The 24,577-nt window shown below is 71.0% G+C and carries 23 protein-coding genes; 17 read left to right on the top strand and 6 right to left on the bottom strand.

Going from position 1 to position 24,577, the window contains the following annotated elements:
• Position 1 precedes the first annotated feature (1 nt).
• Positions 2-925, top strand: a complete 924-nt coding sequence (locus tag LK06_RS04885) for a LysR family transcriptional regulator (RefSeq protein WP_039648768.1) — start codon at positions 2-4, stop codon at positions 923-925.
• Between the two features lie 168 nt (positions 926-1,093).
• On the opposite strand, the gene LK06_RS04880 is transcribed toward LK06_RS04885, so the two are convergent.
• Both LK06_RS04880 and LK06_RS04875 read right to left on the bottom strand, forming a co-directional pair.
• Positions 1,094-1,783: a gamma-glutamyl-gamma-aminobutyrate hydrolase family protein gene (locus LK06_RS04880; RefSeq protein ID WP_039648769.1), complete on the bottom strand. Its 690-nt coding sequence runs from the start codon at positions 1,781-1,783 to the stop codon at positions 1,094-1,096.
• A gap of 51 nt (positions 1,784-1,834) precedes the next feature.
• Positions 1,835-2,572 carry a FadR/GntR family transcriptional regulator gene (locus LK06_RS04875; RefSeq protein WP_039648770.1) on the bottom strand — a complete coding sequence of 246 codons (738 nt, stop codon included), beginning with the start codon at positions 2,570-2,572 and terminating at the stop codon, positions 1,835-1,837.
• Positions 2,573-2,667: 95 nt separating this feature from the next.
• On the opposite strand from LK06_RS04875, the gene LK06_RS04870 reads away from it, so the two are divergent.
• The 3 genes from LK06_RS04870 to LK06_RS04860 are packed head-to-tail and all read left to right on the top strand — an operon-like array spanning position 2,668 to position 6,226.
• Complete coding sequence (locus tag LK06_RS04870; RefSeq protein WP_039648771.1) at positions 2,668-4,038, top strand: glutamine synthetase family protein; 1,371 nt, start codon at positions 2,668-2,670, stop codon at positions 4,036-4,038.
• Positions 4,039-4,064: 26 nt separating this feature from the next.
• Entirely contained in the window at positions 4,065-5,438 is a 1,374-nt protein-coding gene (locus LK06_RS04865) for an aldehyde dehydrogenase family protein (protein ID WP_043407314.1), read from the top strand.
• On the top strand, positions 5,435-6,226 hold the full coding sequence (locus tag LK06_RS04860) for a 3-oxoacyl-ACP reductase (RefSeq protein WP_039648773.1): 792 nt from the start codon (positions 5,435-5,437) through the stop codon (positions 6,224-6,226). The genes LK06_RS04865 and LK06_RS04860 overlap by 4 nt, the downstream gene beginning before the upstream one ends.
• Before the next feature lie 102 nt (positions 6,227-6,328).
• Here the strand turns inward: LK06_RS04860 and LK06_RS04855 are convergent, their stop codons facing one another.
• Entirely contained in the window at positions 6,329-7,531 is a 1,203-nt protein-coding gene (locus LK06_RS04855) for an amino acid deaminase/aldolase (RefSeq protein WP_043434383.1), read from the bottom strand.
• A 271-nt stretch (positions 7,532-7,802) separates the two neighbouring features.
• Between LK06_RS04855 and LK06_RS35020 the strand changes: the two genes are divergently transcribed.
• Together LK06_RS35020 and mycP are read left to right on the top strand one after the other, a co-directional pair.
• Positions 7,803-9,191, top strand: a complete 1,389-nt coding sequence (locus LK06_RS35020) for a hypothetical protein (RefSeq protein ID WP_324609087.1) — start codon at positions 7,803-7,805, stop codon at positions 9,189-9,191.
• Positions 9,188-10,375, top strand: a complete 1,188-nt coding sequence (gene mycP / locus LK06_RS04845; protein ID WP_052269725.1) for a type VII secretion-associated serine protease mycosin — start codon at positions 9,188-9,190, stop codon at positions 10,373-10,375. The genes LK06_RS35020 and mycP overlap by 4 nt, the downstream gene beginning before the upstream one ends.
• A gap of 27 nt (positions 10,376-10,402) precedes the next feature.
• Here the strand turns inward: mycP and LK06_RS04840 are convergent, their stop codons facing one another.
• Entirely contained in the window at positions 10,403-11,365 is a 963-nt protein-coding gene (locus LK06_RS04840) for a serine hydrolase (protein ID WP_039648775.1), read from the bottom strand.
• Positions 11,366-11,517: 152 nt separating this feature from the next.
• Here LK06_RS04840 and LK06_RS04835 point away from each other — a divergent pair, with 152 nt between their 5' ends.
• Complete coding sequence (locus LK06_RS04835; protein ID WP_039648776.1) at positions 11,518-12,249, top strand: SseB family protein; 732 nt, start codon at positions 11,518-11,520, stop codon at positions 12,247-12,249.
• A 45-nt stretch (positions 12,250-12,294) separates the two neighbouring features.
• Here the strand turns inward: LK06_RS04835 and LK06_RS04830 are convergent, their stop codons facing one another.
• On the bottom strand, positions 12,295-12,651 hold the full coding sequence (locus tag LK06_RS04830; protein ID WP_039648777.1) for a DUF1844 domain-containing protein: 357 nt from the start codon (positions 12,649-12,651) through the stop codon (positions 12,295-12,297).
• A 380-nt stretch (positions 12,652-13,031) separates the two neighbouring features.
• Here LK06_RS04830 and infC point away from each other — a divergent pair, with 380 nt between their 5' ends.
• The 10 genes from infC to LK06_RS04775 all read left to right on the top strand — a co-directional run bounded on the left by infC (position 13,032) and on the right by LK06_RS04775 (position 23,995).
• The gene (infC, locus tag LK06_RS04820) at positions 13,032-13,670 is read left to right on the top strand and encodes a translation initiation factor IF-3 (RefSeq protein ID WP_071659165.1); all 639 of its coding nucleotides are present in this window, start codon (positions 13,032-13,034) and stop codon (positions 13,668-13,670) included.
• 112 nt (positions 13,671-13,782) lie between these two features.
• Positions 13,783-13,977, top strand: a complete 195-nt coding sequence (gene rpmI / locus LK06_RS04815) for a 50S ribosomal protein L35 (RefSeq protein ID WP_004933563.1) — start codon at positions 13,783-13,785, stop codon at positions 13,975-13,977.
• Between the two features lie 107 nt (positions 13,978-14,084).
• On the top strand, positions 14,085-14,468 hold the full coding sequence (gene rplT, locus LK06_RS04810; RefSeq protein WP_016642495.1) for a 50S ribosomal protein L20: 384 nt from the start codon (positions 14,085-14,087) through the stop codon (positions 14,466-14,468).
• Between the two features lie 160 nt (positions 14,469-14,628).
• Positions 14,629-15,489, top strand: coding sequence for a TrmH family RNA methyltransferase (locus LK06_RS04805; protein WP_043407271.1), 861 nt, complete (start codon positions 14,629-14,631; stop codon positions 15,487-15,489).
• Between the two features lie 50 nt (positions 15,490-15,539).
• Positions 15,540-16,685 (top strand): sensor histidine kinase, encoded by a 1,146-nt coding sequence (locus LK06_RS04800; RefSeq protein WP_039648786.1) that lies wholly within the window; start codon positions 15,540-15,542, stop codon positions 16,683-16,685.
• Between the two features lie 146 nt (positions 16,686-16,831).
• Complete coding sequence (gene pheS / locus LK06_RS04795; RefSeq protein ID WP_039648788.1) at positions 16,832-17,956, top strand: phenylalanine--tRNA ligase subunit alpha; 1,125 nt, start codon at positions 16,832-16,834, stop codon at positions 17,954-17,956.
• The gene (pheT, locus tag LK06_RS04790) at positions 17,956-20,460 is read left to right on the top strand and encodes a phenylalanine--tRNA ligase subunit beta (protein WP_039648791.1); all 2,505 of its coding nucleotides are present in this window, start codon (positions 17,956-17,958) and stop codon (positions 20,458-20,460) included. Before pheS ends, pheT begins: the two co-directional genes overlap by 1 nt.
• Before the next feature lie 300 nt (positions 20,461-20,760).
• Positions 20,761-21,846 (top strand): PP2C family protein-serine/threonine phosphatase, encoded by a 1,086-nt coding sequence (locus LK06_RS04785; RefSeq protein ID WP_039648793.1) that lies wholly within the window; start codon positions 20,761-20,763, stop codon positions 21,844-21,846.
• 206 nt (positions 21,847-22,052) lie between these two features.
• Complete coding sequence (locus LK06_RS04780; protein WP_039648796.1) at positions 22,053-23,393, top strand: NsdA family TPR-like regulatory protein; 1,341 nt, start codon at positions 22,053-22,055, stop codon at positions 23,391-23,393.
• A gap of 65 nt (positions 23,394-23,458) precedes the next feature.
• Positions 23,459-23,995, top strand: a complete 537-nt coding sequence (locus LK06_RS04775; RefSeq protein ID WP_071659164.1) for an NUDIX hydrolase — start codon at positions 23,459-23,461, stop codon at positions 23,993-23,995.
• Between the two features lie 181 nt (positions 23,996-24,176).
• Here the strand turns inward: LK06_RS04775 and LK06_RS04770 are convergent, their stop codons facing one another.
• On the bottom strand, positions 24,177-24,437 hold the full coding sequence (locus tag LK06_RS04770; protein WP_039648800.1) for a hypothetical protein: 261 nt from the start codon (positions 24,435-24,437) through the stop codon (positions 24,177-24,179).
• Positions 24,438-24,577 lie beyond the last annotated feature (140 nt).

Below are 24,577 nucleotides of genomic sequence, written 5' to 3'. Positions count from 1 at the left end.
TATGGGCGAGGCGGAAGGGCAGCGAGAGCGCACGGAGCCACTGGCGCACCGGGTGCCGGATCTCGCCGCGCTGGAACTGCTGCTGGCCGTGGCACGGCTGGGTAGTCTCGGCGCGGCGGCGCGGGAGGTCGGCATCACCCAGCCGGCCGCCAGCAGCCGGCTCCGCTCCATGGAACGGCAGCTGGGCGTCGCCCTGGTCGACCGCTCGCCGCGCGGCTCCCGGCTCACCGACGCGGGTGCCCTGGTGACCGACTGGGCCCGCCGGGTCGTGGAGGCGGCGGCGGCCTTCGATGCGGGTGCGCGGGCCCTGCGGGCCCGCCGGGACTCGCGTCTCAGGGTCGCGGCGAGCATGACGATCGCCGAGTATCTGCTGCCCGGGTGGCTCCTCGCACTGCACGCCGCGCGTCCCGACACGGCCGTGTCGCTGCTCGCGGGCAACTCGGCCAAGGTCGCCGAGCTGCTGCTGGCCGGGGACGCGGACCTCGGCTTCGTGGAGGGCCTGACGGTTCCGGCCGGTCTGGACTCCGTGGTCATCGCCCACGACCACTTGATCGTCGTCGCGGCCCCCGCCCATCCGTGGGCCCGCCGTCGACGTCCCCTGATGGCGGAGGAGCTGGCGGCCACACCGCTCATCCTCCGCGAACGCGGCTCCGGCACCCGCCAGGTTCTGGACGCGGCCCTCGGCGGCCTGGCCCGCCCCCTGATCGAACTGTCTTCCACGACAGCGGTGAAGGCCTCGGCGGTCAGCGGCGCCGGTCCGTCGGTGCTGAGTGAACTGGCGGTGGGGGAGGAGCTGGCGATGCGGCGCCTGGTCAGCGTCCCGGTGGAAGGTATGCCGCTGCGCCGGGCGCTGCGGGCGGTATGGCCGAGGGGGCACCGGCCCACCGGCCCGGCCCGGGATCTGCTGTCGCTGACCCGCGGATGACCGCGCAGCCGGGGCCGGCGGCCGACCCGGGTGGGACGGTGTCCGCCGACCACCGGGCGCGGGGTTCTGCGGCTGCGAGCCGTGTCGAAGTGGCGCCGCGGCACGGGTGGGGTGGTTGCTGACCGCCCGGCGCAGGCATCGGACGGTGATCGTCGTCGCCGACCGCGCTCAACGGGACGCGGCGGCCACCAGCGCCCGCATCACCCGGGTGTCCTCACCCGCCTCCGGATGCCACTGCACGCCGAGCGCCCATCCCCCGTCCCACGGCAGCTCGATCGCCTCGACCGTTCCGTCCGCCGCGTGCGCCGAGGGGAGCAGACCTTCGCCGAGCCGGTCCACCGCCTGATGGTGATAGGTCGGCACCGTTGTCTTCTCTGGGGCGAGCGCGGCATACCGGGTACCCGGCACCGGGTTCACCGGATGCCCGCCGAACACGCCGACCGCTTCCGCGTGCCCGTCCAGGTGCTGCACGAGGGTTCCGCCGAGGGCCACGTTCAGCAGTTGCATGCCCCGACAGATGCCGAGCAGCGGTGTGCCCGTCGCCAGAGCCGCGCCGATCAGCGCCAGTTCCCAGGCGTCCCGCTCCGGCGCGGGCGGCCCGGTGCGCGGCGAGCGCGCGGCGCCGTACCGGGCCGGGTCGACGTCCGGGCCGCCCGCGATGACCAGCCCGTCGATCCGGGCCACCGCCGCGGCGGCCCGCTCGGGTGCGTCCGGCGGCAGCATGCACGCCAGACCCCCCGCCTGTTGCACCAGCCGCGGGTAGCCGGCGGGCAGCAGCGCCGCCGGCAACTCCCACACCCCCCAACGCACCCCGGACTCCAGATACGTACTCACACCGATCAACGGTCGCACCGTCATGCTGTCCTCCCCGAATGCAAAGGTAGTCATGCATACCTTTGCAGACCGGTCCTATGCCAGGAAGCCCCGGAGCAGGGCCGCCGTGCCGGCGCAGTGCTCGCGCATCACCTCCCGCGCACCGTCGGCGTCCCCGTCCAATACCGCCTCCACCAGCGCGGTGTGCTGCTGCTGGGAATGTTCCAGGTTCCGTACCAGCAGCGGGATGCAGTCGAGCAGATCGTTCACCGCGGCCCGGACCGCCGCGTACTGCGCGGTCAGCGAGGGTGACCCGCACAACTCGGCCAGTGTCAGGTGCAGCAACGTGTCCAGGCGCCGGTACTCGGTGAGCGGGACCTCGTGCGTGCGGTCCAGCACCTCCCGCAGCCGGCGGCCCTGCTCCCCGGTCAGCCCGTGTGCCGCGCACAGCCCGGCCGCGCCCACCTCCAACACCTCGCGGAAGCGCAGTACGTCCTCGATGTCGACCTGGGCGACGCGGCGCCGCAGTTCGTCCTCTCCGCCGGCTTCCTGACGTGGTCGCACGAACGTTCCGCCATAGCGCCCGCGCCGGGCCTCCACCAATCCCTGGTCCTGGAGCACTTTCAGCACCTCGCGCAGGGTCACCCGGCTGATCCCGAGCCGCTCCGCAAGCTCCCGTTCGGCCGGCAGCCGCTCGCCGGCGGGCACCAGGCCCAGGCGGACAACCTGCAGGATCTGCTCCAGTGCTTCCTCGAAACCGTTGCCTGCGCGCACCGGCCGCAGTACTGGGGCGAGCCGGTCATCCACCCCGTGCCGCTCCGTGTTGTGCGACATCCGCCGTACCCCCTTCCCAAGCAATGGTTCTCCGCAATACCTTATGGCTTCCGGCCCGGCCGAAGAAGCGCGAAGGCGCCGAAGGAGGCTCTCCCGTGGCAGACCGCACAGCCCCGCTCAGCGTCGAGGAACTGCACGCCCTCGTCGCGAGCGGTGAGATCGACACTGTCGTCCTGGCCTTCCCCGATATGCAAGGGCGGCTGCAGGGCAAACGGTTCGCCGCCCGCTTCTTCCTCGACGAGGTCCTGCACCACGGCACTGAGGGCTGCAACTACCTGCTCGCCGTCGACGCCGACATGAACACCGTCGACGGCTACGCCATGTCCTCCTGGGACCGCGGCTACGGCGACTTCGCCATGCACCCCGACCTGTCCACGCTGCGCCACATCCCCTGGCACCCCGGCACCGCCCTGCTCGTCGCCGACCTGGCCTGGCAGGACGGCTCCCCGGTAGTCGCCGCCCCCCGCCAGATCCTGCGCCGACAACTGGACCGGCTCGCCGAGCTCGGCTACACCGCCCAGGTCGGCACCGAGCTGGAGTTCATCGTCTTCAAGGACACCTACGAACAGGCCTGGAGCGCGAACTACCAGGGGCTGACCCCCGCCAACCAGTACAACATCGACTACTCCGTCCTCGGTACCGGTCGCATCGAGCCCCTGTTGCGCCGTCTGCGCAACGACATGGCCGGAGCCGGCCTCACCGTCGAGTCGGCCAAGGGCGAGTGCAACCCCGGCCAGCACGAGATCGCCTTCCGCTACGACGAGGCCCTGCGCACCTGCGACCAGCACGCGCTGTACAAGACCGGCGCCAAGGAGATCGCGGCCCAGGAGGGGGTCTCGATCACTTTCATGGCCAAGTACAACGAGCGCGAGGGCAACTCCTGCCACATCCACCTCTCGCTCGCCGACGCCGAGGGCGACAACGCCATGGCCGGGTCCCCCACCGATCCGGGGGGCATGTCCCCGGTCATGCGGCACTTCCTCGCAGGACAGCTCGCCGCCCTGCGAGATTTCTCCCTGCTCTACGCCCCCAACATCAATTCCTACAAGCGGTTCCAGCCCGGCTCCTTCGCCCCCACTGCCGTGGCCTGGGGCCACGACAACCGCACCTGCGCCCTGCGCGTGGTCGGCCACGGACGCTCCTTGCGCTTCGAGAACCGCCTCCCGGGCGGGGACGTCAACCCGTACCTCGCCGTCGCCGGCCTCGTCGCGGCCGGTCTGCACGGCATCGAGCAGAAACTCGAACTTCCCGACTCCTGCCCCGGCAACGCCTACACCGCGGACTTCGCGCACGTCCCGACCACGCTCCGCGAAGCCGCCGGACTCTGGGAGAACAGCCCCATCGCCCGGGCCGCCTTCGGCGACGAGGTCGTGGCCCACTACCGCAACATGGCGCGCGTCGAACTGGAGGCCTTCGACGCCGCGGTCACCGACTGGGAGCTGCGCCGCTCCTTCGAACGCCTGTGAGGCACACCTCCGTGAAAGGCCATCACGTGTCCGACCCGCACGAGCTGAAGGTCCTCAATCCCGCCACCGAGGAGGTGGTCGCCACCGTCCCCGCCGCCGGTGCGCAGGACGTGGACGCCGCCGTCGCACGGGCGGTTCGCGCCCAGACCGGGTGGGCCGCGCTCGCCCCCGCCGACCGGGCACGGCAACTGCGTCGTTTCGCGGACGTCGTCGACGCCCGCATCGAGGAACTGGCACTGCTGGAGGTCCGCGAGGCGGGTCACACCCTCGGCAACGCCCGCTGGGAGGCCGGCAACGCCCGCGATCTGCTGCTGTACTCGGCCGGCGGCACCGAACGCCTCCTGGGCCGTCAGATCCCGGCCCCCGGCGGCTGGGACGTCACCTTCCACGAACCCCTGGGCGTGATCGGCGTGATCGCCCCCTGGAACTTCCCGATGCCCATCGCTGCCTGGGGCTCCTTCCCCGCGCTCGCCGCGGGCAACGCGGTCCTCCTCAAGCCGGCCGAGACCACCCCGCTCACCGCGCTCCGCCTCGCCGAACTCGCCCGGGAGGCAGGCCTGCCCGAGCACCTCTTCCAGGTGCTTCCCGGCCACGGTCACACCGCCGGGCGCGCCCTGGTGGACCATCCGGACGTGGCCAAGATCGTGTTCACGGGCTCCAGCCGGACCGGGCGCGAGGTCATGGAGCGCTGCGCACGCTTGGTCAAGCCGGTCACGTTGGAGCTCGGTGGCAAGAGCCCCAACGTCGTCTTCGCCGACGCCGACCTCACGTCCGCCCTCGACCCCTTCTCCTTCCTGGACAACTCGGGCCAGGACTGCTGTGCCCGCACCCGCATCCTGGTCCAGGAGACGGTGTTCGAGGAAGCCCGGGACTTCCTCGCCGACGCGCTGGCCGCCGTTGTCGTGGGTGACCCAGCAGACGAACGGACCCAGATGGGCCCGTTGATCTCCCGTCAGCAACTCGACCGCGTACGGACCTACGTCCCCGACGACATCCCGGCCCTGCGCGGCAGCGCCCCCGGTGGCCCCGGCTTCTGGTTCCCGCCGACCGTGCTCACCGGGGAGCGGCACGACAGCCGGGCGGCCCGTGAGGAGATCTTCGGCCCCGTCGCCGTCCTCCTCCCCTTCACCGACGAGGAGGATGCCGTCCGCCTCGCCAACGACACCCCCTACGGCCTCTCCGGATCCGTCTGGACCCGGGACGTGGGTCGCGCCCTGCGCGTCTCCCAGGCTGTCCGCGCGGGCAACCTGTCCGTCAACTCCCACGCCAGTGTCCGCTACTGGACCCCGTTCGGCGGCTTCAAACAGTCCGGCCTCGGCCGGGAACTCGGCCCGGACGCCCTGTCCGCCTTCACCGAGACCAAGAACGTCTTCATCAGCACGGAGGGCCCCGCACTGTGACCTCTCAGACACCTGACACCATCTGCCGCCGTCTGGCCGGCCGTACCGCCGTCGTCACCGGAGCAGGCAGTGGCATCGGCCTCGCCGCCGCCCGCCGGCTCGCCTCCGAGGGCGCACACGTGGTCTGCGCCGACGTGGACGAGACCCGCGGCAAGGCCGCGGCCGACGAGGTCGCCGGGCTCTTCGTCAAGGTCGACGTCACCGACCCCGAGCAGGTCGAGGCGCTGTTCCGGACGGCGTACGACACCTACGGCAGCGTCGACGTGGCCTTCAACAACGCCGGCATCTCCCCGCCCGACGACGACTCCATCCTGGAGACCGGCCTGGAGGCCTGGAAACGCGTCCAGGAGGTCAACCTCACCTCCGTCTACCTGTGCTGCAAGGCCGCCATCCCGTACATGCGCCGCCAGGGCAGGGGCTCCATCATCAACACCGCGTCCTTCGTGGCCCGCATGGGCGCGGCCACCTCGCAGATCTCCTACACCGCGTCCAAGGGCGGCGTCCTCGCCATGTCCCGGGAACTGGGCGTGCAGTTCGCCAGGGAGGGGATCCGGGTGAACGCCCTGTGCCCGGGCCCGGTCAACACCCCGCTCCTGCGGGAACTGTTCGCCAAGGACCCCGAGCGAGCGGCCCGCCGCCTGGTCCACATCCCCGTCGGCCGGTTCGCCGAGGCCGAGGAGATCGCCGCCGCCGTGGCCTTCCTGGCCAGCGACGACTCCTCCTTCGTCAATGCCACCGACTTCTTGGTGGACGGCGGAATCTCCGGTGCGTACGTCACGCCGCTGTAGCGGCGGAGGGCCTGTGGCCCGCGCGGAACGGACAGCGTCCCGCGCGGACCCGGTCGCGGTGCAGCCGCCCCCCGATCGGACGGCAGCCGGTCTGGCGGTCACTCAGAGGAAGGTCTGCCCCTCGCCCCGGTAGGTGGGCACGGTCGCCGTCACCGCGTCACCCTCGACCAGGTGCAGCACGTCGAACCGCTCGCACAGCTCACCCGCCTTGGCATGCCGGAACCACACCTTGTCGCCGATGAGCAGATCGTCGGCGGGCGAGCCGAGCAGCGGGGTCTGCACCTCGCCGGGACCCTCCTGCGGGTCGTAGGCCAGCCCCTCCGGCAGGTACGGCACGGGCAACCGGTCGGGACCGGCCGCGCCGGAGGCCGGATAGCCACCGCCGAGCACGGTGACCACCCCCACCCCCGGCCGCCGGACGACCGGCTGGGCGAAGAGGGCGGCCGGACGGGCGCTGAAGGACGTGTAGTTGTCGAAGAGACGCGGGACGTACAGCCCCGAACCCGCTGCGATCTCCGTCACCGCGTCCTCCGCGGCAGTGTGCTGCACGCTGCCGGTGCCCCCGCCATTGACGAACTCCAGACCGGGGGCGACGGCCCGTACCGCGTCGACCGCGGCGGCGCGCCGCTCGGCCAACTCGCGCCGTGCGGCGGTCTGCATCAGCCGGATCGCCCGCGAGCGCAGCGGGCGACCGGCCACCGCATCCCCGACGCCGGCGATGTGCCCCTCGTACGCCATGATCCCCACCAGGAGGAAACCCGGCCGCTGGGCCACTGACCGGGCCAGCTCGGCGAGTTGGCCGGGCGAGCGCAGCGGCGAGCGCCGCGCCCCCACCCGCATCCGACCGCCGAACAGCCAGAAGGCGGTGTCCAACTCCAGGCAGACACGGACCACTTCGCTCCCGCCGGCGCGGGACGCGTCGATGAGGTCGAGCTGGGCCGGATCGTCCACCATCACGGTTACGGCACCAGCCAGCTTGGGATCGGCGGCCAGTTCCGCGAACCCGGCGCGGTCGGTCGAGGGATAGGCCAGCAGGATGTCGTCGAACCCGGATCGTGCGAGCCACAGCGACTCGGCCAGCGTGAACGACATGATGCCCCGGAAGCCGTCCTTGGCCAGGGCCCGTTCCAGCAGGGCCCGGCAGCGGACCGACTTGCTGGCGACCCGTACCGGTTTGCCGGCGGCACGGCGGACCAGGTCGGCCGCGTTGGCGTCGAAGGCGTCCAGATCCACGATCGCGAGGGGGGCTTCGAGAAGGGCGGTGGCCCGGTCGTAACGGGCCCGGTCGGCGGCGAGCGCAGTCATGGCGGAAGCCTGCCAGACAGGATTACCGCAGGGTAGGGGACGTTCCGGGCAGATGCCCCGGGGGCGCGGACTGGTGCCCCGCTTCTCCCCGTCAACCCGTAGAGTGACGCGCACGTACGGCGGCACGTGCCCGGCGCACCGCGTGAACCGGGATGCCCGGAAGACCGTACGGGTATGCGTGCCCGCACCGGTATCCGTACGCCGGGCACGGTCGGTCAGCAGGACGGTCCGCGCAGGAGCAAGCGGCCCGAGCACGAGGAAGCGGGGGTGCATGAGCACGGAAGCGCGGCACGCCCCCGTCCCGCCACCTCCCGCGACTCCGCCCGGTGCCACCGTGCCCGAGCCGGTCCGGCAGGGCACAGCACGGGGCAGCCGGGCCCCCGCACAGGCCGCGGACACCGGGCTCGATCATCCCGGGACCGCACCGCGGGTCGGGACGCCACCGGACGACGAGCCCGACGACGAGACGTCCCTGTTCACCCCGCCCGGCTCCCGGCCGCACACCGGACACCCGGGCTCCGCGACCGGCGCCCCCCAGTCCTACGGTGCGGCCTTCCGCCGCTCCGCCGTGTCCGGGCTCGCCGAACCTTCGAGCCCACCCCCACCCCCTGCCTCGGCACGCTTCCCCGACACCCCACCGGCCCAGGGCCCCGGACCCCGTCCGGCGCGGTCCGTCCGGCGTACCGCACGGAAGACGGGGCAGCCGGAGCCCCCGGTCGGATCGCCTGAGGAGGGCACGGACCGGCTCCGCCCGGTTCCCCCGACGGCGCTCGGCCACCCTTTGGATCCCCCACCGTCCCCGTGGTCCGCCGCTTTGGACCCGGCCCTCTCCTGGAGCGCCGGCCCGGCCCCGCAGCCGACCGCGTCGTTCGGGGAGCCCGCGGTGCCCGGCGCCTGGACACACCCCCGGGCACGGCGGCGCACCGCCGCTGCCGCCGTCTGCTGGGTCCTCGGCCTCGGGCTCATCGGCGGTGCCGTGACCGGGGACTGGCTCACCGGGGGCGGGGGAGACGAGCCTCCCGTAAACGGGTTCGCCACCGCCGGCACGCTCTGGCACAGCGTGCCCGTCGACCAGCTCTTCCCGCCCGCTGTGCAGGGCACCGGTGCAGGTCCCGGCGGTGCCGACCGCACCTGGACCAGGATCGCCGTGGCCCCGGACAGCGGCTGCGCCCACGCCTTCGACCCGCTGCTGCACAAGATCCTTGCCCAGGTCGGCTGCCGACGGCTGCTGCGCGCCACCTACACCGATGCCACCCAGAGCTACGTCACCACCGTCGGCCTGCTGTTCACCAAGGCCGACCCCGCCGCCATGACCGCACTCGCGACCCGCTTCCGCAACGAGCACCTGGACCGGCGCAGCGACCTGATGCCCCGGCCGTACGCGGCCAAGGGCACCGCCGCAGCCGGCTTCGGCGACGACCAGCGTGCCTCCTGGACCATCTCCGTACTCACCGACGCTCCCGTCGTCGCCTACGCCGTTTCCGGATGGGCCGATGGCCGCAGCGTCGACTCGCCCCAGCCCGCCGCGGACGCCATCAGTTCCGGTGCCACCACCGCACCGGCCCAGGCCGGTCTCGGCAACGAGGCCCAGGGCCTGGCCGACCGCATCGAGCGGCGCCTGCGCCAGACGGCCGGCTCGGCCACGGAGACACCCTCATGAGGCGTTCGACGCGCGGCCACGGCCGTGCGGGTGTGACCGGGGCAGTGGTGAGCCTGTTGTTCACCGGCGCACTCGTCCTGCTGCCTGCCACCGCCGCCCACGCCGACGCCATTCGCGCCCAGCAGTGGGGCCTGTCCGCGCTCCACCTGTCCGAGGCCTGGCGGACCACCAAGGGCCGGGGCGTCACCGTCGCCGTCTTGGACACCGGTGTCGAAGCCGGTCATCCGGACCTTGCCGGGAACGTCCTGCCCGCCAAGGACATGATCGGATTCGGTGCCGAGCCCGGCGAACGCACCTGGGCCCGGCACGGTACGGCCATGGCCGGCATCATCGCCGGACACGGCCACGGGCCGGGCCACACCGAGGGCGTGATGGGCGTGGCCCCCGAGGCCAGGATCCTGCCTGTGCGGGTGATCCTGGAGGACGGCGACCCCGCCCGGGCCAAGGCCCGTACCACCCGGGGAAACGCCCTCGCCGACGGCATCCGCTGGGCCGCTGACCACGGTGCCGACGTCATCAACCTGTCCCTGGGCGACGACTCCGACTCCGCACACCCCGAGCCGAGCGAGGACGAGGCCGTGCAGTACGCCCTGAAGAAGGGCGTGGTCGTCGTCGCCTCCGCGGGAAACGGCGGAGACAAGGGCGACCACGTTTCCTATCCGGCCGCCTACCCCGGCGTCATCGCCGCCACCGCCGTTGACCGTTACGGCGCCCGCGCTTCCTTCTCCACCCGCCGCTGGTACGCAGCGGTCAGCGCGCCCGGCGTCGACGTCGTCATCGCTGACCCCGACCACAAGTACTACGAGGGCTGGGGCACCAGTGCCGCGTCCGCCTTCGTCTCCGGCGCCGCCGCCCTGATCAAGGCCGCCCACCCAGACCTGACCCCGGCCCAGGTGAAGAAGCTCCTGGAGGACACCGCCCGGGACGCCCCCGCGGGCGGTCGCGATGACTCCCGCGGCTTCGGCATGATCGACCCCGCCGCGGCCCTCCAGGCGGCCGACCGCCTCAAGCCGCGGGGCTTGCGCGTGGCGTCGTACGGCAAGAAGTACTTCGGCGTCGGCCCGGACACCAGCAAGGCGTCCGACAGCGCCTCAGACTGGGCAGGCCCGTTGGCCGGCGGCGTCGGCGGGGTCCTCCTGGTGGCCGGAGCGGTCCTGTGGCGGGGCCGCAGGCAGATCGGCTGAGAGGGTGCGCATGCCTGGTGGGCACCGCTACGCCGCGGAGGCGAACCCCGACACCGCCGCCTTCGCGGCCGCCTCCACCAAGGTGATCCCTTCCGCCTGACTGGCGGTGCCCTTGGACAGGACGGCCACCAGGTAGTCGGTCCCGTCCACCGTCACCCGTCCGATGCTGTTGACGTCCCACAGCCCGGTCGTGCTCCGCGCCAGCCACCCGTTCTTCAGCGCCCAGGAGTTGCCTTCCGCGGCAGCCGAAACTCCCCACTGCTGATCGGCTTCCACGGACTTCATCAGCCCCTGCACATACGTCCGGGAGGCCACGCTCAGCTCGGAGTTCCCTCCGAACACCTGCTGCAGCAGCACCAACTGATCCGAGGCGGTGGTCTGGGTCAGCCCCCACAGCTCACCCTCACCACCGGAGGTTTTCGCCAGTCCGAACCGCTCGTTCGCCGCGTCCAGTCCGGCCGCGCGTCCGATCGTGTGCCACAGCGCCGTCGCCGACGCGTTGTCGCTGTTCTCGATCATCTTCGCGGCGTACGCCTTCTCCGCCGCCGTCAGCCGCCGCCCCGCGTCCTGTGCTTGGAGCAGCAGCGTGGCCAGGATGTCGACCTTGACTATGCTCGCCGTGTCGAAGACGGTGTCGCCGCACTCGGCGCTCTCCTCGGAATCCAGCTCCAGCACCGCCGCCGACACCGTTGCGTGCGGGGGCACGGCGACCTTCGCCATCGCCCTGCGCAGCAGCGTTGCCCGGTCCGGCGTCGCGGGCTCGGTCACGGGTGCCACCGGTGCCTCCTCGTCCGCCCCGGCCGAAGCGGTCGAGGTGGCCGAGGGCGACGCCGACGATACGGCCACAGTGCCGGAGTGCGCGCGCGTCTTCACATAGACCGTCCCTCCGGCCGTGGCCCCGCCCACGGCGACGACCGAGAGCACGGTGAACAGGAGGGGGCGGTGCCGGCGCGGGCGCGCACGGTGGCGGCGGGCTCTGGGGGACTCCATGCCGGCGATGTTCGGCGTGCGCGCTGTGTGCTCCGTTGGGCGAACCTGAGAGCCACGTCAGGAAACGCTGAGATTCCTGTGAGTCGCTCGTGCGACGGCGGTTGCCAACCCCGCACAAGCGCCGCAGTTCCTCCCCTATAGGGTCGGTGACCGTGGCGAACAAGAACATTCCCGACCCCGGCTACTCCGACGACGACGGTTCCGCCGATCCCCGGCTGAGCGCCGCCCTCGCCGCCTGGGCCGAGGACCGCAGTGCCGCAGGTCCCGTCCTGGAAGCGCTCAAGGGCGCCCGCCTGCTCGTCCCCGTCGTCGCCGTACTGGGCGAGGTGGAGGAGGACGAGAACGGGCTGCGCCGGGAGAAGACCAGCGAGATGGCCGTACCCACGCTGAAGGCCGGCCACCGTACCGCCCTGCCCGCCTTCACCTCCACGGACTCCCTCGCGCGCTGGGACCCCGGGGCCCGCCCCGTAGCCGTCCCCCTGCACCAGGCGCTGCAGGCCGCTGCGCACGAGAAGGCGGACACGGTGGTACTGGACCTCGCTGGACCGGTTCCGTTCGAGCTGACCGGCCCGGCGCTGCTCGCCCTTGCCGAGGGCCGCACCAGCACCGATCCGCTCGCCGATCCCGCCGTGGTCGAGGCCGTTCGTACGCTCGTGGCAGAGGAGCCCGCCGTGCTGCGCGCTCATCTCGGGCCCGGGCAGGCCGACGGCACCCTCGCCCTCGTGCTGGACCCGTCCGCCCCACCGGCCGAGTCGGCCCGCGCGGTCGCCGAGCGTCTGGCCGCTGACGAAACACTGAGGGCCCGCCTGGTACGCGGCCTCGACCTGGCGGTACTGCCGGCCGGGACCGCGCCTCCGGGCGAGCCCTTGTACGTACGCGGATGAGCGGATGAAGCAGACGAAACAGGTGAAACGAATGAAATGGATGGGCTAGCCGTAGACGGGTCCGGTGTATTTCTCGCCCGGGCCCTGGCCGGGCTCGTCCGGGACGATCGACGCCTCGCGGAATGCCAGCTGCAGTGACTTCAGGCCGTCGCGCAGCGGTGCCGCGTGGAAGGAGCTGATCTCGGTCGCGCCGCCGTCCAGCAGTCCCGCGAGCGCGGTGATCAGCTTGCGCGCCTCGTCCAGATCCTTGTACTTCTCGCCCTCCTCGCTGAGCCCGAGTTTCACGGCGGCGGCGCTCATCAGGTTGACGGCGACCGTCACGATCACCTCGACGGCGGGAACCTCGGCGATGTCCCGGGTCATCGCGTCGAAGTCGGGGGACTCAGGAGGGGTCTCACTCATGCCCCACACGATAGGCGGTCTGCCGGGCCTCCCTTCAATTAGCCCTTGTCAAGCGATCCTGCTAATCTGGTGGACGACCGGCTGGACGTGCCCTGTGTGAACGGGTCATGCCCAGCCCACAAGTGGAGGCTCCGATCTCCCACCTGACTGCCCTCCGGGGCGGCGGGTCACCCGGTCAGGCGGCCACCATCGTTCCGTACGGACGATGGAGTCGCCCGAAAGTGCGCCCCGCGGTCACCGCGGCGGTGCTCCGGTAGCAATGGGAGCCCCGCCTGTGATCGTCCGGGGCATTTTTTCTGCTTCGGCGCGGTTAGGTCACAACGAACACACGTTACGCGGCTGTCCGCCAGACCGTCGCGAGGTGCTACCGAGGAGGATCCATCAGCGCCGAGCCCCGCATCAACGACCGGATTCGCGTTCCCGAGGTGCGACTTGTCGGTCCCAGTGGCGAGCAGGTCGGCATCGTGCCGCTCGCGAAGGCACTGGAGCTTGCGCAGGAGTACGACCTGGACCTGGTCGAGGTCGCGGCGAACGCCCGCCCGCCCGTGTGCAAGCTCATGGACTACGGGAAGTTCAAGTACGAGTCGGCCATGAAGGCCCGTGAGGCGCGCAAGAACCAGGCGCACACGGTCATCAAGGAGATGAAGCTCCGGCCGAAGATCGACCCGCACGACTATGACACCAAGAAGGGTCACGTCGTCCGGTTCCTCAAGCAGGGCGACAAGGTCAAGATCACGATCATGTTCCGTGGTCGTGAGCAGTCGCGGCCCGAGCTGGGCTACCGGCTGCTCCAACGTCTCGCTGAGGACGTCCAGGACCTCGGTTTCGTTGAGTCGAACCCGAAGCAGGACGGCCGGAACATGATCATGGTTCTCGGTCCGCACAAGAAGAAGACCGAGGCGATGGCCGAGGCCCGTCAGGCGCAGGAGGCCCGCAAGGCGTCCGCGAAGGCCAACCCCGGTCGTTCGCAGAACCCTGCCGAGGCTGAGGCGTCCGCCGAGGAGCCCGCCGAGGCGTGATCCCGGGGGACACACGTCCCCGAGGATGTAACCGAAGAACAAAGCGACGCTCTGCCGTGCCCGGTTTCGCGACCGGGCACCGGAGCGCCACCGACGAGGAGAGAACGGCGCTATGCCGAAGAACAAGTCGCACAGCGGTGCCAGCAAGCGCTTCAAGGTCACCGGCTCCGGCAAGGTGCTCCGCGAGCGCGCCGGCAAGCGCCACCTGCTTGAGCACAAGTCGTCCCGTGTGACGCGTCGCCTCACCGGCAACGCCGAGATGGCCCCGGGCGACGCCGCGAAGATCAAGAAGCTTCTCGGCAAGTGATGTACCCGACGCTCACCATCTGCCGAGCGTCGTACGTCAGGACCGGGACCCAAGTCGTTTCCGGGTCGTGTGAGTACCCCCACGACCCCGCTACAAGGAGTTAACAAGTGGCACGCGTCAAGCGGGCAGTCAACGCCCACAAGAAGCGCCGGGCGATCCTCGAGCAGGCTTCCGGCTACCGCGGTCAGCGTTCGCGCCTGTACCGCAAGGCCAAGGAGCAGGTCACCCACTCGCTGGTCTACAACTACAACGACCGCAAGAAGCGCAAGGGCGACTTCCGCCAGCTGTGGATCCAGCGCATCAACGCCGCCGCCCGCGCCAACGGCATCACCTACAACCGCTTCATCCAGGGTCTGAAGGCCGCGAACATCGAGGTCGACCGCAAGATCCTGGCCGAGCTGGCCGTGAACGACGCGAACGCCTTCGCCGCGCTCGTCGAGGTTGCGCAGAAGGCGCTGCCGTCGGACGTCAACGCGCCGAAGGCCGCGTGACGCTGCGCAGGCCTTAGGCCGACGTGACTGTACGGACCCGTGGGCTGCTGCCCGCGGGTCCGTCGTTTTGCCGTGCGGTGGGGTGGGTGCGGCACCGACCACCCCACCGTGGTGCTCGACCACCGCTCCGGCGGACAAGAGGTTTTCGAAGGTGAAGAGGATGCCGTCAGCCACTCCCGAGCTCATTTCCCCCCGGTCCGCCCGTGTGAGTGCCGCCCGGCGGCTCGCCAAGCGGAACTCCCGGGGCAAGGACCGCTTGTTCCTCGCGGAGGGGCCGCAGGCCGTCAGGGAAGCGGCCGGGCACCGCGTCGACGCGACCTCCACACTCGTCGAACTGTTCGCCACGGTCGAAGCCGCGGACCGTTACGCCGACATCATCGGGGCGGCCCGTAGCGCCGGTGCCCGGGTGCACCTGGCCTCCGAGGACGTGATCGCCGACATCTCCACCACCGTCACGCCGCAGGGGCTGGTCGGCGTCTGCCGGTTCCTGGACACCCCGTTCGAGGACGTCCTCGCCGCCCGACCCCGGTTGGTGGCCGTTCTCGCTCATGTGCGCGACCCGGGCAACGCCGGAACCGTGCTGCGCTGCGCCGACGCCGCCGGTGCTGATGCCGTGATCCTCACCGATGCGTCCGTCGACCTGTACAACCCCAAGGCCGTACGGGCCTCCGTCGGTTCGCTGTTCCACCTGCCCGTCGCCGTCGGCGTGCCCGTCAGGCGGGCCGTGGCCGGGCTGCAGGACGCGGGTGTGCGGATTCTCGCCGCCGACGGGGCCGGTGACCGTGACCTGGACGAGGAACTGGATAAAGGAGCCATGGGCGGGCCGACCGCCTGGGTGTTCGGCAACGAGGCCTGGGGGCTGCCAGAGGAGACCCGGGTCCTCGCCGACGCCGTCGTACGCGTTCCGATCCATGGAAAGGCCGAGAGCCTGAACCTCGCCACGGCCGCCGCCGTATGTCTCTACGCATCGGCCCGTGCACAGCGCGCCTCCGGAGGGTGCCGCTCCGTCACCCAGAGCTAGTAGGGTGGCCAACTCGGGGCCCTGCGCTGTTTGAGAGGTGGGCTACGGGGATGAGTGTGGCCGGCACGAGCACCGCGCCGGAGGGACGGGACGCGTGGCGCACACCCGCGCCCCGGCCTGGCGCCGACGAGGCAACCCGCTGCGGCATCGATCCCGATCAGTTGCCCGACGGTCTCGTCGTCGCCGACGAACACGGTCGTGTCATCTGCTTCAACGCCGCTGCCACCCGCATCACCGCCGTACCGGCTGCCGACGCTCTCGGCCGCCTCTTGGAGAAGGTGCTGCCCTTAGAGGACCTGGAAGGGCGACGCTGGTGGCAGTTCACCGACCCTTACGGCGGCCTCGCCACCCGGGTACGGCAGCCGGAACGCAACCTGCTGCTGCCCGGCGGCCGGGAGGTGCTGGTGTCCGCCCGGTACGTCCGCGACGAGCCCCTGGGCCCCGTGCGGCGCGTGGTCGTCTCGCTGAGGGACACCGAGGCCCGCCGCCGCACCGAGCGCAGCCACGCGGAGCTGATCGCCACCGTCGCCCACGAGCTGCGCTCTCCGCTGACCTCGGTGAAGGGCTTCACCGCCACGCTCCTTGCCAAATGGGCGCGCTTCACCGACGACCAGAAGCGGCTCATGCTGGAGACCGTCGACGCCGACGCCGACCGGGTCACCCGCCTCATCGCTGAGCTGCTCGACATTTCCCGGATCGACTCCGGGCGGCTGGAACTGCGCCGCCAACCCGTCGACATCGGCGCCGCCGTCTCCCGGCACATCCAGGCCTACGTCGCCTCCGGGCAGCCCGCCGACCGCTTCCTGCTCCGCATCGAACAGCCCTTGCCCGCGCTGTGGGCCGACCCCGACAAGGTCGACCAGGTCCTCAGCAACCTCATCGAAAATGCGGTGCGGCACGGCGAGGGAACCGTCACGATGGACATCGCGCCCTCGGCGTCCCCGCGCGAAGGCGAGGAAACCGGGACGTCGGTCACGGTGAGCGACGAAGGGCCCGGCATCCCGGAGGAGTCCATGAACCGCGTCTTCACCCGCTTCTGGCGGGGCAGCAAGCGTGGTGGAACGGGCCTCGGGCTGTACATCGTCAAGGGCATCGTCGAGGCTCACGGCGGCACCATCACGGTCGGCCGCGCCCCCGGCGGCGGCGCCGAGTTCCGCTTTACGCTGCCCGTGGGGGCGCCGGCGTATCTCGCCTAGCGGCCCGCGGGCTCTTCATACACCTCCGCCCCGTTAGACTCGGCCTTTGGCACCTTTGTGTCCTTCACATGGCCCGGGCAGGACTCAGTGAGTCTCGGAGTCGGTGACGGGGACCATCCGCCAGCCAATCGGAAGCACGGGAAGAGATGTCGGCACCCAATAAGTCGTACGACCCTGTCGAGGTCGAGGCGTTGAAACCTGAAGAGATCGAGCGCATGCGGGACGAGGCGCTCGCCGCCTTCGCAGCCGCGGACTCCCTCGACGCGCTCCACGAGGCCAAGGTGGCCCACACCGGCCCCGGCTCCCCGTTGGCTCTCGCCAACCGCGAGATCGGCGCCCTGCCCCCGCATGCCAAGGCCGAGGCCGGCAAGCGGGTCGGTATGGCCCGCGGCGGCGTGAACAAGGCCCTCGCCGCCCGTCAGACCGAGCTGGAGGCAGAGCGCGACGCCCGCGTCCTGGTCGAGGAGTCGGTGGACGTCACGCTGCCGTACGACCGCGTCCCGGCCGGTGCCCGGCACCCGCTGACCACCATGATGGAGCGGGTCGCGGACGTCTTCGTGTCCATGGGCTACGAGGTCGCCGAGGGGCCCGAGGTCGAGGCGGAGTGGTTCAACTTCGACGCCCTGAACTTCACCCCGGACCATCCGGCCCGGCAGATGCAGGACACCTTCTTCGTCGACGGCCCCAAGGGTGAGAACGGCGACTCCGGTGTCATCCTGCGCACCCACACCTCGCCGGTGCAGGCACGCACCCTGTTGGAGCGCGAGCTGCCGGTGTACATCGTCTGTCCCGGCCGTGTGTACCGCACCGACGAACTGGATGCGACCCACACCCCGGTCTTCCACCAGATCGAGCTGCTGGCCGTGGACGAGGGCCTGACCATGGCCGACCTCAAGGGCACCATGGACCACATGGTCCAGTCGCTGTTCGGGCCGGAGATGAAGACCCGGCTGCGCCCGAACTACTTCCCCTTCACCGAGCCGAGCGCCGAGATGGACATGCTCTGCTATGTGTGCAAGGGCGAGTCGGTCGGCAACCCCGACCGGCCCTGCCGCACGTGCTCCAGCGAGGGCTGGATCGAGCTGGGCGGCTGCGGCATGGTCAACCCGCGGGTCCTCACGGCCTGCGGTGTCGATCCCGAGAAGTACAGCGGCTTCGCCTTCGGGTTCGGTATCGAGCGGATGCTGATGTTCCGCCACAACGTCGAAGACATGCGAGACATGGTCGAGGGTGACGTCCGGTTCACCCGGCCGTTCGGGATGGAGATCTGATGCGGGTCCCGCTTTCTTGGCTGCGGGAGTACGTCGACCTGCCGGCGACGGAGACCGGCCGCGACGTCCAGGAGAAGCTGATCTCGGTCGGCCTTGAGGTCGAGACGGTCGAGCAGCTCGGCGCCGACCTCAAGGGGCCGCTCGTCGTCGGCCAGGTGCTGACCATTGAGGAGCTGGAGGGCTTCAAGAAGCCGATCCGCTTCTGCACCGTCGACGTCGGCCACGCCAACGGCACCGGTGAACCCCAGGAGATCGTCTGCGGCGCCCGCAACTTCTCCGTCGGCGACAAGGTCGTCGTGGTCCTCCCCGGCGCCGTCCTGCCCGGCGGCTTCGCGATCTCCGCGCGCAAGACCTACGGCAAGGTCTCCCACGGCATGATCTGCTCGACCGACGAGCTGGGCATGGGCGACGACGGCACGCACGGCATCATCGTGCTGCCGCCGGAGCACGAGGCCGGCACCGACGCGATCGAGCTGCTGGAGCTGGTCGACGAGGTCCTGGACATCGCCGTCACACCCGACCGCGGCTACTGCCTCTCCCTGCGGGGCGTCGCCCGCGAGACCGCCATCGCCTACGGCCTCCCGCTGCGCGACCCGGCCCTGCTGGACGTGCCCGCGCCGAACGCCTACGGCTACCCGGTTCAGGTCTCTGACCCGCTCGGCTGCGACCGCTTCACCGCGCGCACGGTCACGGGTCTCGACCCGGAGTCGCGTTCCCCGATCTGGCTGCAGCGCCGCCTGCAGAAGGCCGGCATGCGCCCGATCTCCCTCGCGGTCGACGTCACCAACTACGTGATGCTGGAGCTGGGCCAGCCCCTGCACGCGTACGACCGGAGCCGGGTGCAGGGCACCATCGGCGTGCGTCGCGCCGAGGCGGGCGAGAAGCTCACCACCCTCGACGGTGTGACCCGCACCCTCGATGCCGAGGACCTGGTCATCACCGACGACCGGGGCCCCATCGGCCTCGCCGGTGTCATGGGCGGCGCCAACACGGAGATCGATGAGGCCGACGGCACGAGCACCGAGGTCGTGGTCGAGGCCGCACACTTCGATGCGATCTCCATTGCGCGCTCCGCCCGCCGGCACAAGCTGTCCTCCGAGGCGGCCCGTCGCTTCGAGCGCGGCGTCGACCCGCAGGCCGCCGCCGCGGCCGCCCAGCGGACCGTTGACCTGCTCGTGCTCCTTGCGGGCGGTACCGCCGAAGCAGGTGTCACCGAGGTCGTCGCGCCCACCGCGCCGCGCACCGTCACCATCCCGGCGAACCACCCCGACAAGGTCGCGGGCATGGACTACGGTCGCGAGACCGTCGTTCGCCGCCTCCAGGAGATCGGCTGTGATGTCTACGGGCAGGACGAGCTGATCGTCACCGTCCCGTCCTGGCGCCCCGACCTCACCGACCCGAACGACCTGGCCGAAGAGGTCATCCGGTTGGAGGGTTACGAGAACCTGCCCTCCACGCTGCCCAAGCCCCCCGCGGGCCGTGGCCAGACCCACCGGCAGCGGCTGCACCGCCGCGTCGGCCGCGCGCTCGCCGGTGCCGGGTACGTCGAGGCACTGAACTACCCCTTCATCGGCGAGCAGGTCTTCGACCAGCTGGGCTTGGCGTCCGACGACCCCAAGCGCAGGGTCGTGAGGCTCGTCAACCCGCTCTCCGACGAGGAACCCGCGCTCCGTACGACGCTGCTGCCAGGCCTGCTCGGTGCCCTGCGGCGCAACGACGGGCGGGGGTCGCACGACCTCGCCCTGTTCGAGACGGGCCTGGTCTTCCACCCCCGGGCGGAGCTGAAGGCGGCCGTCCGGCTGCCGGTCGACCGGCGACCGACCGACGAAGAGGTCGGCTCCCTCACCGAGGCACTGCCCGTCCAGCCCCGGCACGCCGCCGTCGTGCTCACGGGCGCCCGCGAGCAGGCCGGATGGTGGGGCAAGGGCCGCCCGGCCGATTGGGCCGACGCCGTCGAGGCCGCGCGCATCGCCGCCCGGGAGACCGGAACCGAGCTGCTCGTCCAAAAGGGCCAGTACGGGCCGTGGCACCCCGGGCGCTGTGCCGAGCTGGCGGTCGTGGTGGACGGCACCGAGCAGGTCGTCGGATACGCCGGTGAGCTGCACCCCCGGGTCCTGAAGGCGCTGGGTCTGCCCGCGCGCACCTGCGCGATGGAGCTGAACCTGGACATGCTGGAGGAGGCGAGCGCCGGACCGGTGAAGAGCCCGCGCATCTCGACGTTCCCGGTGGCCACACAGGATGTCGCCCTGGTCGTGGACAAGTTCGTTCCGCATGCCGAGGTGGAGGCCGCGCTGCGCGAGGGCGCGGGCGAACTCCTTGAGTCCATCCGGCTGTTCGACGTGTACGAGAACGCCGAGCAGCTGGGCGAGGGCAGCAAGTCGCTCGCCTATGCGCTGCGGTTCCGGGCCGAGGACCGGACGCTGACCGTGGACGAGGCCTCGGCTGCTCGGGACGCGGCCGTCGCGCTTGCGGGGGAGCGGACCGGGGCCGTACTCCGGGGCTGATCGCCTTCCGGGTACCGCGCGCGGCCGGCCACGGGTATCCCGTGGCCGGCCGCGCCGTCATCCTGCGTCAGGAGGCCAGGGGGACGCGAGCGGTCCGCACCCACCGCGTGGCCCACTCCTGAACACCGTTCATACGTCGTAAGCGGCTGCATAAATGCAGGTTGACCGGGGTGACCTCACTCGTTCGGGTGGCAATGGCAGGCGATCTGATCCCTTCGGGCCATGTCGTCGACAGAATCGGACCGGCCTTTCGGGGCCGGTCCGTCTGCTCTGTCAGGGCCCACATGGGGGACCATCGGCATGATCCGCATCAAGGCACGGGCTCCCACCGTGCGGGGAGCCGTACTGCCCTTCGCCTGGGGAGCTGCGGCAGTCGCCTACAAGTACGGATGTCCGCTAGCCCGGCAAGGCGGGCTCGGCGGGCGCATTGTCACCAGCGCCGTGTTCTTCGCCGTCGGCGCAGCCCTCGTCTTCCACGTCCGCCGTGCCCTGCTGCGGGAACTCCGGCAGGTGCGCCGGGTGGCGCGGGCTGCGCAGAGCGTCGTCCTGCGTCCGCTTCCCCCGCGCCTCGAAGGGCTGAACGTCGCTGCCGCCCAGTTGTCCGCGGACCGGGGCGCGTGCGTCGGCGGTGATCTGTACGAGGCAATCGCCACCGAATACGGGGTCCGGGTCGTCATGGGCGACGTGCGAGGCCACGGTCTGGCCGCGCTCGGAACCGTCGCCGCCCTCCTCGGCAGCTTCCGCGAGGCGGCCCACGACGAGCCTGAACTCGACCGAGTCCTGCGCAGAATGGACCGCGCCCTGGCCCGGCACCTGCGCGAACAGGCCCGTACCGAACATCCCTCGCACGGTGGACCGGACCCCGGCCACCCGGTCGTCGAGGACTTCGTCACCGTCCTGCTCCTGGAAATCGGCGAGAACGGCGAACTGCGCGTCCTCAACTGCGGCCATCCGTGGCCGTATCTGCTGAGTGGCAGTACCGTCGAGCCTCTGACCCGCACCGATCCGTTGCCGCCCCTGGGCCCGTTCGCGTTGCCCGCGAAGCTGGAGGCCCACGCCCGCGGCCACCTTCTGGTGGGCGAGTCGCTGGTCCTGTTCACGGACGGTGCGGAGGACGCCAGGGACGCCAGGGGCCGCTTCTTCTCCCTGCCGGGGGCGCTGGCGGACGTCGTCCGAAATCACACCGTCACCCCCCAAGCAGTGTTGCGTACGGTCTTCACCGCGCTCCTCGGCCACACCGACGGCAGACCCACCGATGACGTCGCGCTCCTGGTTCTCCGCAACGAGCGGGGAATGAAGCCGGGGGCGTGGGACAGCGACCTGAGCGGCCCCGGTGCGCGGCTGCGGCCGGCCATGACTCGTCCGCAGCCGACCACCCGTCGTTGACGGCACCTGGGCCCCGCCCGGCCAAGCCACCGCTGTTCGAGGGGGAGCCGGCGGCTTGGCCGGCCTCTTGCGAGGCACCTCAGTCAACCGAAATCGGCACACCCTGCGACAGCGCGCACACGGCTCGGATGCGCGCACTCGGTTCACACCCCGTGTGCTTGCGAAACCACTACGCTGACTACACCAGGCCACTCGGGGGGCATTTCATGCAGCCCAACACTTTGCTCGACGCCATCCTGGACGAGGCGGGGATCTCGCACGCCGGCCTCGCCGCCCACGTCAATCAGGCGGGTCGGTGTCGGGGTCTTGTACTCCGCTACGAACACACCGCCGTGGCACGATGGTTGAAGGGCCAGCGGCCCCGCGGCCAGGTGCCCGACCTGATCTGTGAGGTGCTTGCCGCACGCCTGCACCGCCCTGTGACACTCGATGACATCGGCCTCGGAGTGCCCGGCGAGCCCAGCCTTCCGCACGCCGGTACGTTGTCGGGCTTCGTGGAGCGGGCCACCGCGCTGTGGCGCTCCGACGAACAGCAGCGCCCCCATGTGCTCGGCGCCCCGGCCGTCACCGGCACCCCGGCCGTCATGCCCGTGTGGGAGTGGGAGAACCCACCCGAGGACGTCGATGTCTCACGCGGCGGCCGGCACCGGGTCACCGTGGCCGACCTCGCGATGCTGCGCGCCGCTCGCACGCACTACGAGCAGATGTACAGGAAGGCCGGCGGCATCGCCACGCGCACCCGGATCGTCGGCTTCCTCAACACCGAGGCGGCGCCGCTACTGCGCGGCAGCTACACCGATGCCACCGGCCGCCAACTACACCGGGCGACTGGCGGGTTGGTGGCGATCGCGGGCATCTGCGCCTACGACTCCGACGCCCACGGGCTCGCCCAGCGCTACTTCCACCAGGCGCTCAGACTGGCAAAGGCCAGCGGCGACCGGGGGCTTGGCGCGTATGTCATAGCACTTCTGGTCAACCAAGCGCTGTTCACCCAGGAGTACCGGCAGGCCGTGGCCTTTGCCGAGGCCGCGCTGCGCTCCGCCGGCAGGCACATCACCCCGGCCCTCGCCTCGGACCTGTACGCGATGCAGGCCAAGGCCTACGCACACCTCGGAGACGCCGGTAGCGCTCTGTCCTGCATCCGGCGCGCGGAGACGGCCGCCGAACGCATCCGGCGCGGACATGAGCCCGATGAGACCGGCTACGTCCAGCCCGGTCTGGTCAACGTGCAGGTGGCCGAGGCACTGCTCAGTCTCGGGGAACTCGCCGCTGCCCGGGAGCACGCCGCTGCCGCGGTGGACAATCCGGCGCACGACCGGGGCCGGGTGCACCGGCTTGCCATGCTGAGCACCATCGAACTCCGCCGGGGCGATGCCGACAGCGCGGTCGCCACCGCTGTGCAGATGGCCGAGCAGGTACGGGGGATGGAGTCCCAGAGGCTGCGCGACAGACTCCGTGCGGTACGCGAACACCTGGTGAGTTGCGGTTCGGCCGGAACCGCCGAGGCTGCTGAACTCATCGACGGAGCACTACGCGTGCCGATTTAGGGCCACTGCAGTGGCACGGTCCCTGCTGCGATATTGCCACCTACTCGGCGGAAGGTGGCAGAACCGTGCAATGGGCGAAGCGAAACGAACAAACTGTGTATGAAAACCGCTGGTTCAGCGTCAATCTCGCAGACGTCGAGCTGCCGAACGGCCGGCACCTCGACCACTTCCTGATCAGGATGCGGCCCGTGGCCGTGGCCACGGTCGTCAACGACGCGAACGAGGTGCTCCTGCTCTGGCGGCACCGCTTCATCACCGACAGCTGGGGATGGGAACTGGCCGCGGGAGTCGTGGAGGACGGCGAGGACATCGCCGGCGCGGCAGCCAGGGAACTGGAGGAGGAGACCGGCTGGCGGCCGGGGCCCCTGCATCACCTGATGACCGTGGAGCCGTCCAACGGCCTCACCGACGCCCGGCACCACATCTACTGGTCCGAGCAGGGCGAGTACGTCGGAGATCCCGTGGACGACTTCGAGTCCGACCGCCGGGAGTGGGTCCCCCTGAAGGTCGTCCCCGACCTGATCACCCGTGGGGAGGTCCCGGCCGCCAACATGGTGGCCGCGTTACTCCTGTTGCACCACCTCAGGCACGCGGACGGATAGCGCCGTACCAGGCCCGTTCGCCCCGTCACGACGCCCGGTGCGCACGCTCGCCGCACCGTCCGGAACCCCGTACGTCCAGTCCGCGGGCTTCCGGCCGGCGCTCCTCCAGCCTCCGGCTGGGCCCCAGAGCTCGCACCGGACGCCGCTCCCTGACGGTCCACCACCACTGCCTGGCGTGACCCTAGTGGACCGCCAGGGCCTGCCAGATCGTCACGACGAGCGCGCCCAGCGTGGTGAGTACGGCGAGCGAGGGCAGCGGCCAGCGGGCGTGTTCGAGTGAGAACATGCGGGTGTTCAGCTCCTCCAGCTCCTTCGAGGTCTCCTCGGTACGGTGGCTGAGCAGAGCCAGCCCTCCCTCGACGCGGGCGTAGGTCACGTCGAGGCGGCGCCGTAACTCTGCGAGTTCTCCTTGGACCACGGGATGCTCCGGATCGGCGGTCACGGGTCCGCTCCTTTCGGTAGGGGAAATGGATGGTTCCGCATCCCTTGCATGCGCATGAAGAGTCAACTCGCCTGGTGGGCGCGTGGGGAGCGTGTGCGACGGGCATATGCGTGTCCGGCGCGCACACGGTGTGTGAAACA

This window comes from Streptomyces pluripotens (genome assembly GCF_000802245.2).
GTDB lineage: Bacteria > Actinomycetota > Actinomycetes > Streptomycetales > Streptomycetaceae > Streptomyces > Streptomyces pluripotens.
Note: the sequence above shows the minus strand (reverse complement) of the source record. Positions and strands in the feature narration are given on the sequence as shown.

Coding starts and splice junctions, on each gene's coding strand:
- rpmI (WP_004933563.1), top strand. CDS start 13,783: ATGCCGAAGAACAAGTCGCACAGCGGTGCCAGCAAGCGCTTCAAGGTC.
- LK06_RS04800 (WP_039648786.1), top strand. CDS start 15,540: ATGAGTGTGGCCGGCACGAGCACCGCGCCGGAGGGACGGGACGCGTGG.
- LK06_RS04875 (WP_039648770.1), bottom strand. CDS start 2,572: ATGTCGCACAACACGGAGCGGCACGGGGTGGATGACCGGCTCGCCCCA.
- LK06_RS35020 (WP_324609087.1), top strand. CDS start 7,803: ATGAGCACGGAAGCGCGGCACGCCCCCGTCCCGCCACCTCCCGCGACT.
- LK06_RS04880 (WP_039648769.1), bottom strand. CDS start 1,783: ATGACGGTGCGACCGTTGATCGGTGTGAGTACGTATCTGGAGTCCGGG.
- LK06_RS04785 (WP_039648793.1), top strand. CDS start 20,761: ATGATCCGCATCAAGGCACGGGCTCCCACCGTGCGGGGAGCCGTACTG.
- pheS (WP_039648788.1), top strand. CDS start 16,832: ATGTCGGCACCCAATAAGTCGTACGACCCTGTCGAGGTCGAGGCGTTG.
- LK06_RS04805 (WP_043407271.1), top strand. CDS start 14,629: ATGCCGTCAGCCACTCCCGAGCTCATTTCCCCCCGGTCCGCCCGTGTG.
- pheT (WP_039648791.1), top strand. CDS start 17,956: ATGCGGGTCCCGCTTTCTTGGCTGCGGGAGTACGTCGACCTGCCGGCG.
- LK06_RS04840 (WP_039648775.1), bottom strand. CDS start 11,365: ATGGAGTCCCCCAGAGCCCGCCGCCACCGTGCGCGCCCGCGCCGGCAC.
- mycP (WP_052269725.1), top strand. CDS start 9,188: ATGAGGCGTTCGACGCGCGGCCACGGCCGTGCGGGTGTGACCGGGGCA.
- LK06_RS04885 (WP_039648768.1), top strand. CDS start 2: ATGGGCGAGGCGGAAGGGCAGCGAGAGCGCACGGAGCCACTGGCGCAC.
- LK06_RS04855 (WP_043434383.1), bottom strand. CDS start 7,531: ATGACTGCGCTCGCCGCCGACCGGGCCCGTTACGACCGGGCCACCGCC.
- LK06_RS04780 (WP_039648796.1), top strand. CDS start 22,053: ATGCAGCCCAACACTTTGCTCGACGCCATCCTGGACGAGGCGGGGATC.
- LK06_RS04830 (WP_039648777.1), bottom strand. CDS start 12,651: ATGAGTGAGACCCCTCCTGAGTCCCCCGACTTCGACGCGATGACCCGG.